Source organism: Lutibacter sp., assembly GCF_041562875.1.
Classification (GTDB): Bacteria; Bacteroidota; Bacteroidia; order Flavobacteriales; family Flavobacteriaceae; genus Lutibacter.
In genome coordinates this window covers 1-8,216 of the sequence record NZ_JBFFOE010000102.1, presented here as the reverse complement: position 1 = coordinate 8,216, position 8,216 = coordinate 1, and the positions used below count along the sequence as shown (strand labels likewise).

At 26.8% G+C, this 8,216-nt stretch carries 12 protein-coding genes; 6 read left to right on the top strand and 6 right to left on the bottom strand.

The window, feature by feature from the left end:
- On the top strand, positions 1 to 1,326 hold a 1,326-nt coding region (gene bshC, locus ABY863_RS11490; protein ID WP_372794956.1), incomplete at its 5' end, for a bacillithiol biosynthesis cysteine-adding enzyme BshC.
- Here the strand turns inward: bshC and ABY863_RS11485 are convergent.
- Positions 1,327 to 2,916: a peptide chain release factor 3 gene (locus ABY863_RS11485; RefSeq protein WP_372794954.1), complete on the bottom strand. Its 1,590-nt coding sequence runs from the start codon at positions 2,914 to 2,916 to the stop codon at positions 1,327 to 1,329. It lies immediately after the preceding gene.
- A 144-nt stretch (positions 2,917 to 3,060) separates the two neighbouring features.
- On the opposite strand from ABY863_RS11485, the gene idi reads away from it, so the two are divergent.
- Both idi and ABY863_RS11475 read left to right on the top strand, forming a co-directional pair.
- Positions 3,061 to 3,579, top strand: coding sequence for an isopentenyl-diphosphate Delta-isomerase (gene idi / locus ABY863_RS11480; protein WP_372794952.1), 519 nt, complete (start codon positions 3,061 to 3,063; stop codon positions 3,577 to 3,579).
- Positions 3,580 to 3,588: 9 nt separating this feature from the next.
- Positions 3,589 to 3,999, top strand: a complete 411-nt coding sequence (locus ABY863_RS11475; RefSeq protein ID WP_372794950.1) for a 6-pyruvoyl tetrahydropterin synthase family protein — start codon at positions 3,589 to 3,591, stop codon at positions 3,997 to 3,999.
- 39 nt (positions 4,000 to 4,038) lie between these two features.
- On the opposite strand, the gene ABY863_RS11470 is transcribed toward ABY863_RS11475, so the two are convergent.
- From ABY863_RS11470 to ABY863_RS11455, 4 genes are all read right to left on the bottom strand, one after another.
- A complete protein-coding gene (locus ABY863_RS11470) occupies positions 4,039 to 4,242 on the bottom strand; it encodes a DUF2892 domain-containing protein (protein ID WP_372794948.1) in 204 nt (67 codons plus the stop codon).
- A 36-nt stretch (positions 4,243 to 4,278) separates the two neighbouring features.
- Positions 4,279 to 4,869 carry a hypothetical protein gene (locus tag ABY863_RS11465; protein WP_372794946.1) on the bottom strand — a complete coding sequence of 197 codons (591 nt, stop codon included), beginning with the start codon at positions 4,867 to 4,869 and terminating at the stop codon, positions 4,279 to 4,281.
- A gap of 69 nt (positions 4,870 to 4,938) precedes the next feature.
- Complete coding sequence (gene tsaA, locus ABY863_RS11460; protein ID WP_372794944.1) at positions 4,939 to 5,430, bottom strand: tRNA (N6-threonylcarbamoyladenosine(37)-N6)-methyltransferase TrmO; 492 nt, start codon at positions 5,428 to 5,430, stop codon at positions 4,939 to 4,941.
- Positions 5,430 to 6,437 (bottom strand): adenosine deaminase, encoded by a 1,008-nt coding sequence (locus ABY863_RS11455; protein WP_372794942.1) that lies wholly within the window; start codon positions 6,435 to 6,437, stop codon positions 5,430 to 5,432. Before ABY863_RS11455 ends, tsaA begins: the two co-directional genes overlap by 1 nt.
- 210 nt (positions 6,438 to 6,647) lie before the next feature.
- Between ABY863_RS11455 and ABY863_RS11450 the strand changes: the two genes are divergently transcribed.
- The 3 genes from ABY863_RS11450 to ABY863_RS11440 all read left to right on the top strand — a co-directional run bounded on the left by ABY863_RS11450 (position 6,648) and on the right by ABY863_RS11440 (position 7,810).
- Complete coding sequence (locus tag ABY863_RS11450; RefSeq protein WP_372794940.1) at positions 6,648 to 7,109, top strand: peroxiredoxin; 462 nt, start codon at positions 6,648 to 6,650, stop codon at positions 7,107 to 7,109.
- A 122-nt stretch (positions 7,110 to 7,231) separates the two neighbouring features.
- Positions 7,232 to 7,498, top strand: a complete 267-nt coding sequence (locus ABY863_RS11445; RefSeq protein ID WP_372794938.1) for a hypothetical protein — start codon at positions 7,232 to 7,234, stop codon at positions 7,496 to 7,498.
- A gap of 114 nt (positions 7,499 to 7,612) precedes the next feature.
- Positions 7,613 to 7,810: a hypothetical protein gene (locus tag ABY863_RS11440; RefSeq protein WP_372794936.1), complete on the top strand. Its 198-nt coding sequence runs from the start codon at positions 7,613 to 7,615 to the stop codon at positions 7,808 to 7,810.
- A 14-nt stretch (positions 7,811 to 7,824) separates the two neighbouring features.
- Here ABY863_RS11440 and ABY863_RS11435 read toward each other — a convergent pair.
- The coding region (locus ABY863_RS11435; RefSeq protein ID WP_372794934.1) for a LysR substrate-binding domain-containing protein at positions 7,825 to 8,216 on the bottom strand (392 nt) is incomplete at its 5' end.

The following is an 8,216-nucleotide window of genomic DNA, read 5'->3' as shown; positions in this document are numbered from 1 at the left end:
TTTACCGTTACAACTGGGCATCAATTAAATATTTTTACAGGCCCTTTATATTTTCTATATAAAATAATTTCAACAATCAATTTAACGGAAGTCTTAAAAAAGGAATTTCCAAATCAGAATTTTGTACCCGTTTATTGGATGGCAACTGAAGATCACGATTTTGAAGAGATTAACTATTTTAATTTTGAAGATAAGAAAGTAAAGTGGAAACGCGAAAGTAGTGGAGCTGTTGGTAGATTAAAAACTGAAGGTTTTGATAGTGTTTTTAACGATTTTTCTAAATTAATAGGTAATTCTATTGATGCAAATTATTTGAAAGAATTATTTCAAAAATCATATTTAAATCACGGTAATTTAACAGATGCAACACGTTATTTAGTAAATGAACTTTTTGGAGTACATGGATTAGTAATTATTGATGGAGACGACACCCAATTAAAACAACAATTTATACCTGCTATTGAAGAAGAATTAATAAATAACACTTCATTCAAAGAAGTGTCCAAAACAATTGAAAACTTAGGTGAAAATTATTCTATTCAAGTAAACCCAAGAGAAATTAACTTATTTTATCTAAAAGATAATTTGAGGGAACGTATTATCTTTGAAAACAATACATATAAAATTAATAATACAAATCTTGTTTTTTCAGAAGATGAAATTTTAAGTGAAGTATCAAATAATCCAGAACGTTTTAGTCCAAATGTGATTATGAGACCTCTGTTTCAAGAAACAGTTTTACCTAATTTATGTTATATTGGAGGAGGAGGAGAGTTGGCATATTGGTTTCAGTTGAAGAACTATTTTGATAGTGTAAACACACCATTTCCAATATTATTATTAAGAAATTCAGTATTGTTAGTTTCTGAAAAGCAGGTAGTTAAGAGTTGTAAATTAAATATTTCTTTGCGAGAATTATTTTTAGAGCAAGGAACTTTAATTTCAAATAAAATAAAAGAAATTTCGGATGTTGAAATTGATTTTTCTAAGCAAAAACAACATTTACAACAACAATTTAAGGCTTTAAAAGAGCTTGCAAGACAAACAGATGTTTCTTTTTTAGGAGCTGTAAATGCACAAGAGAAAAAACAACTAAACGGACTTGATAATTTAGAAAAAAGATTGTTAAAAGCTCAAAAACGTAAACTTTCTGATGTTGTAGAAAGAATTATTTTATTACAAAATGAATTGTTTCCAAATCAAAGTTTAGAAGAGCGGACTCGTAATTTTTCGGAAATTTATTTAAAACTTGGTAATGATTTTATTCCTTTGCTGTTAAAATCTATAAAACCTTTACAATTAGAGTTTACGGTTATTGAATATTAATTATTTAAACTCGCTGGTAAAATGTAATTTAACGGATGGATATTTACTTTGAGTCATTTGTATGGTAAATTCTGAATCAGCAAAAAATACTAATTGTCCTTGTTTGTCGGTAGCCAAAAAGCGTTGTTTTACCCGTTTAAATTCTTTGAATTCAGCATTTTTTATATCTTCAGGATCTACCCAACAAGCTTTATGAACAGGTAAGTTTTCATAACTACATTTTGCTCCATATTCGTGTTCTAACCTGTATTGAATTACTTCATATTGTAAGGCGCCAACGGTTCCAATTACTTTTCTTCCGTTTAAATCTAGTGTAAATAATTGTGCAACACCTTCATCCATTAATTGATCTAATCCTTTAAATAATTGTTTAGATTTTAAAGGGTCTGCATTATTAACATATCTGAAATGTTCAGGCGAAAAACTTGGAACACCTTTAAAATTTAAGATTTCACCTTCTGTTAAAGTATCACCAATTTTAAATGTTCCTGTATCTTGTAATCCAACAATATCACCTGGGAACGATTCATCCACAATTTCTTTCTTTTCAGCAAAAAAGGCATTTGGACTAGAAAATTTTAATTTTTTATTATGACGTACATGTAAATACGGTGAATTTCTTTTAAAAGTTCCTGAAACAATTTTAACAAATGCCAGTCTGTTTCTATGATTTGGGTCCATATTGGCGTGTATTTTAAACACAAAACCAGTCATTGTTTCTTCTTTTGAATTTACTAAACGCTCCTCAGACATTTTTGGTTGTGGTGATGGAGCAATTTCAATAAAACATTCCAACATTTCTTTTACACCAAAATTGTTTAAAGCTGAACCAAAAAATACAGGTTGTAAATCTCCTTTTAGGTATTCTTCTTTGTTGAATTCTGGATAAACTTCAGAAACTAATTCAACTTCTTCACGTAATGTATTGGCTGGTTTTTTACCAATAATTTCATCTAATTCAGGCACAGAAATATCTGTAAATTCAATACCTTCAGAAACAGATTGTTTATTATCTCCTGAAAATAAATTAATTTTTCCCCCATAAATATCATAAATTCCTTTAAAATCGTAACCCATTCCAATAGGAAAACTCAAAGGTGTAACTCTTAAACCTAATTTTTGTTCAACTTCATCCAATAAATCAAATGCATCTTTACCTTCACGATCTAATTTATTTATGAAAACAATCATTGGGATTTTACGCATTCTACAAACTTCAACTAATTTTTCAGTTTGTTCTTCAACACCTTTTGCAACATCAATTACTACAATAACACTATCAACAGCGGTTAAAGTTCTAAAAGTATCCTCAGCAAAATCTTTATGTCCAGGTGTATCTAAAATATTTATTTTTTTATCTTTATAAATAAAAGCAAGCACAGAGGTAGCTACAGAAATACCACGTTGACGCTCAATTTCCATAAAATCGGAAGTTGCACCTTTCTTAATTTTATTATTTTTTACTGCACCAGCTTCTTGTATTGCACCACCAAATAATAATAACTTTTCAGTTAAAGTAGTTTTACCAGCATCGGGATGCGAAATAATTCCAAAGGTACGTCTACGCTCTATTTCTTTTAAAAAACTCATCTTCAAATTTTGAGGTGCAAATATATGGTATTCTTATGAAAATATTTAATGATTTAACGTTTCAATAAGTTTCGTATTTTTCAATTTTGAAATCTTTTAATTTTCAGTATTCTTTTTCGTAAATTTGTTGCAATTCAAAATATAATGATAGAAGAACAGGTTATTTTAGTAAATGAAAAAGATGAGCAAATTGGTTTAATGCCAAAAATGGAAGCTCATGAAAAAGCGATATTACATAGAGCATTTTCGGTATTTATTTTTAATGATAAGAATGAATTAATGTTGCAGCAAAGAGCTGCGGATAAATATCATTCTCCACTATTATGGACAAATTCTTGTTGTAGTCATCAACGTAATGGAGAAAGTAATATTGAAGCAGGTAAACGTCGTTTACAAGAAGAAATGGGCTTTGTTTGTGAGTTAAAAGAAGTTACTTCATTTATATACAAAGCACCGTTTGAAAATGGTTTAACGGAGCATGAATTAGACCATATTATGATTGGTTATTTTAATGAAAATCCTAAAATTAATAAGGAAGAAGTTGAAAGTTTTAAATGGATGACTGTTGAAGAAGTGAAAAATGATATGTTAGAACATCCGGATATTTATACTGAATGGTTTAAAATAATTTTTGAAAAATATTATAGCTTTATTAGTAAATAAAAATTTTAAATGAAAGTAACCGTAAATAGAAAAGCGCATTTTAACGCTGCTCATAGATTATACAATGCAGATTGGACCGATGCTAGAAACGCCACTGTTTTTGGAAAATGTGCCAACCCAAATTACCATGGGCATAATTATGATTTAATAGTTTCTGTGAAAGGTGAAATTCATTCAGAAACTGGTTTTGTGATGGATATGAAAATTCTAAAAAGCCTTATTGAAACTGAAATTGAAGAGAAATTTGACCATAAAAATTTAAACGAAGAAGTTGAGGAATTTAAAACACTAAATCCAACGGCTGAAAATATTTCAGTCGTAATTTGGAATAAGTTACGTTTAAAAATTGATAAAGAATTAGAACTTTCGATTACGTTGTACGAAACACCAAGAAATTTTGTGAGTTATAGTGGAGAATAAAAAAAGAGGCTTTTAAAAGCCTCTTTTTTTATTGAAATTTTATTTTTTCTTGCAAGTATTTAACCCTAATATAGTATATAAAGGGCAAAAACTTATTAAACTAGTTAATACAAATACACCTGCAAAAACTAAAAGTACAATCCCAAGTGTACCACTTATAATTCCTTGCCAATATAAAACAGCAATAATTATTGCAACTAATACTCTAACAATTTTGTCAACAGATCCCATATTTTTTTTCATAATAAAAAACATTTTTAGTTAAATTTGAAAGTAAAGTTACTCTTTTTTTTGTTTATTTAATTCATCTTGTAGTCTACGCATTGCTTTTTGTTCACGCTCTAAAGCATTTTTCCTATGAGTTTCAAATTCATCTTCTAACTCTTTTAAGTCTAATTTGGCTTGAGTAGTAAAGCTATTGCTTTTTTGAAATTTAGAAATAAAGAAGGCTAATAAAATAATTAAAATTCCAATTATTATAAACATGAACGTTTTAAAAAATGACTTTCCAAATTCTATTCCGAGTAAATAAATACTTTGTTTTTCATTTGTTAAAGTTGTTATATTTTTTTCGTAATTCACAATGGAAGTTTTTAAACTGTCAATTGTTTTGTTTTGAGAATTAATAATTACATAACTTTTTAGAATTTCATTTTTCGATTTTGATAAAGAATCTATTACATTAACTTCTAGTTTAGTTAACCAATTTAGTTTTATATTTTTATAATCTTTATAACTAAAAGATTTATTGATAAGATAATCGAATTGATTTTTTACAGATCCTGTATCAATAAACTTTTCATTAGCTTGGCTAAATAGAGTTGTTAACGTAAAAAATATAGAGATAATTAAAATAATTGTTTTTTTCATTTGATTTGATTAGTTTATTAAAGGGTAAACGAAAATTAATGAATATTTAGTATAATTATTAAAGATAAATTATTTAAATCTGTCATCAGATTTAAAGTGATATTTATTGGTATTTGTTTTATTGGATAACCAACCTTTTTTGGTGTTAAATCTATTATCAAAATCTTCAAAAAAAGGTTTAATATCCAATAATGGAGAATCATTTATCATATCCACATCAAATATAAAAATTTTATTTCCTTCAACTTTTTCAATTTCAACTGTTGAGATACCTAATTTATTTGGCCTTTTTGGTGATCTGGTTGCAAAAATTCCTTTAGTTTCAGTATCCATAAAAGGAATAACTTCTAATTGAGGTTCTGTGACTAAATGTAGTTGATATATTAAAGTAATATGTGAAAAGCCTTCAATATCTTTTAAACCATCATAATATTCAGGTAATACTTCAATTACACCTTTTATATTTTTTGCGCCAGTTGGTTGAATTGGCATGTTCTCAAGAGTAAGCCAAGGTGTTTTAATTTTACCTATGATATCAAGAACAATTTTTCCAGATTTCATTAAGCGTTATTTTTATAATAATTATCAAGTTCTTTAATAAGTACTTCTTTAGATTTTTTATCTAATAATGAATATTGAAAAGAATTTTTTGCTAATTGGTATAAATCTGCTTTAGTTAAATTCAATGCTTTTTGAATTTCAATGTAATTTTCATTTACTTGTCCACCAAAATAGGCCGGATCATCAGAATTTATAGTCACTTTTAAACCTAAATCCATCATTTTTTTCAACGGGTGATTTTTTAAATCATCAACAACTTGCAATGCGGTGTTTGATAATGGGCAAACAGTTAAAGCCATATCACGTTTAATAATTTCTGCAACTAATTTTTCATCTTCAAGTGAATTATTTCCGTGGTCAATACGTTTAATACTTAAAATATCAATTGCTTCCCAAACATAATCAGCTGATCCTTCTTCACCCGCATGAGCAACAGGAATATAACCTTCTTTAACAGAAGCTTCATACACATTTTTAAATTTTGATGGCGGATTCCCTTTTTCAGAAGAATCTAGCCCAACTGCTGCAATTTTACTTTTAAAAGGAAGTGATTGTTTTAGCGTTTTAAAAGCATCTTCTTCACTTAAATGACGCAAATAACTCATGATTAATAATGAAGAAACATTCAGTTTTTCTTTAGCATCATCACAAGCTTTTGAAATTCCGTTTATTACAGTTTCAAATGAAATACCACGTTCTGTATGTGTTTGTGGGTCAAACATAATTTCAGTGTGACGTACATTTTGAGTTGCACATTTTTGTAAATAGCTATATGTTAAATCATAAAAATCTTGTTCAGTGGTTAAAACTCCTGCACCTTGATAATAAATATCTAAGAAGTCTTGTAAACAATCAAATTTATAAGCTTCTTCAATTTCTTCAACTGAATTATATGGTATTTTAATTTCATTTCTTTTTGCAATTTTAAACATTAATTCAGGTTCAAAAGAACCTTCAATATGTAAATGCAATTCTGCTTTTGGTAAATTTTCAATAAATGTTTTCATTAATATATCTTTTATTTTTTTTGAAGTCAGCTATAATTTGCCTAAAATTATTAGAAGAAAATTTCTAGGATTCTTATTTTATACTGCAAAACTAACTAATTAATTTTTTTAATTGATATTTGTTAAAATTTAAATATTAAAAAATTAATTTTAATAGCAGTTGTAATCGTTGGAATACTATTATTAAATTTTAAAATGAAGAGTACATCTATGGAAAAAATTAAAGTTGGAGATAAAGTACCTTCATTTAAATTAAAGGATCAAAATGGAAATTTATTCACAGTAAATAATACTACTGGAAAACCGATGGTTATTTATTTTTATCCAAAAGATGATACATCTGGTTGCACAAAACAAGCATGTAAATTCAGGGATGAATTTGAACAATTTAAAAATATAGATGCTGTTATTATAGGCATTAGTTCTGATAGTGTTGAATCGCATAAAAAATTTGAAGAGAAATATAGTTTACCATTTACTTTATTAGCCGATATTAATAATGAGGTAAGAAAGTTATTTGGAGTTTCAAAAAGTATGATTTTTTTACCTGGCAGAGTTACCTATGTTGTAGATAAAGATGGAATTGTACAATATATTTTTAATAGTCAGTTTGGTGCAGAAAAGCATATTGAAAATTCTCTTAAAACACTAAAGGATTTAAAGATTTCTTAATAATTGTTGTTATTAAGGATATTTATTCATTTTTTGTTAAATATTAGGTTAATTTTTAATCTTTTAATGAAGTAATTAATCAATTTCTTGTAAATTTGCACGGATAAAAATAAATAGACATTATGGCAAGCATTAAAAATTTAAAAAAAGATATTAATTACGTATTAGGAGATATAATTGAAGAGTGTTACACTTTGGAATTATTAAATCCTAAAACTGATTCTAAAGATACTGAAGCAATTATTGATGAAGCAATTTTGGCATTTGATTCTTTAGTAGAAAAAGTGAACATGAAAAATGTTGAAAATAAAAAAGCACATTTTAAAAACATAACTTTAGAATTAGAAGAAGAAGCTAATAATTTACTTGAAAAAATTAACAAACTGTAATTTTTTATAAAGAGATGGTTTAATAATTTTTTTTCTAATTTTTATTTTGTAAATTCACTATACTAAATATATATATTAATCGTTTTAATTTAACCAACTAAAATCTTTTAAAATATGGCAAGAGCAATGTTTGAGTACACTAAAATAGTACTTGAGAAAGTTAGTTTTAATAAAGACTTATTTAAAAAAGAATTAGAAAAAGCAATAAATAGACTATTACCTTTTGAAATTAAAGAATTGTACTTTTGGTTAAGAGAGTTTACATTAAATAAACCAGATTTACATACTTGTTTAGCAATTGTAAAAAAATAAAAAAAAAGGAGCATTTATGCTCCTTTTTTTTGGTGTATAGGGCTAATTATTTTTACGTCGTTAAAGGCTATTACACCTCTTACAATTCCATCAATAACATTTTTTAATGCTTCTATTAATTGAATTTTTAGTTGAGATTTATGATAAATAATACTAACTTCTCTGGCTGGTACAGGTTCTTTAAATTCTCTTAAATAAATTTTATCTTCTGGATTTAAATCTAACGTTTGTAGATAAGGTAACAGTGTCATTCCTAAACCTTCTTTAGAAAGTTTAATTAATGTGTCAAAACTTCCACTGTGCAATTGAAAATGTTGGTTTTTACGGCCAAATGTACTGCATAAGTTAAGGATACTATCTTTAAAGCAGTGACCATCTTCTAATAGTAAAATATCATCAATATTTA

Bases quoted from the DNA above. Each gene is read 5' to 3' on its own strand.
- ABY863_RS11485 (WP_372794954.1), bottom strand. From the start codon at position 2,916: ATGAGTTTTTTAAAAGAAATAGAGCGTAGACGTACCTTTGGAATTATT.
- idi (WP_372794952.1), top strand. From the start codon at position 3,061: ATGATAGAAGAACAGGTTATTTTAGTAAATGAAAAAGATGAGCAAATT.
- ABY863_RS11475 (WP_372794950.1), top strand. From the start codon at position 3,589: ATGAAAGTAACCGTAAATAGAAAAGCGCATTTTAACGCTGCTCATAGA.
- ABY863_RS11470 (WP_372794948.1), bottom strand. From the start codon at position 4,242: ATGAAAAAAAATATGGGATCTGTTGACAAAATTGTTAGAGTATTAGTT.
- ABY863_RS11465 (WP_372794946.1), bottom strand. From the start codon at position 4,869: ATGAAAAAAACAATTATTTTAATTATCTCTATATTTTTTACGTTAACA.
- tsaA (WP_372794944.1), bottom strand. From the start codon at position 5,430: ATGAAATCTGGAAAAATTGTTCTTGATATCATAGGTAAAATTAAAACA.
- ABY863_RS11455 (WP_372794942.1), bottom strand. From the start codon at position 6,437: ATGAAAACATTTATTGAAAATTTACCAAAAGCAGAATTGCATTTACAT.
- ABY863_RS11450 (WP_372794940.1), top strand. From the start codon at position 6,648: ATGGAAAAAATTAAAGTTGGAGATAAAGTACCTTCATTTAAATTAAAG.
- ABY863_RS11445 (WP_372794938.1), top strand. From the start codon at position 7,232: ATGGCAAGCATTAAAAATTTAAAAAAAGATATTAATTACGTATTAGGA.
- ABY863_RS11440 (WP_372794936.1), top strand. From the start codon at position 7,613: ATGGCAAGAGCAATGTTTGAGTACACTAAAATAGTACTTGAGAAAGTT.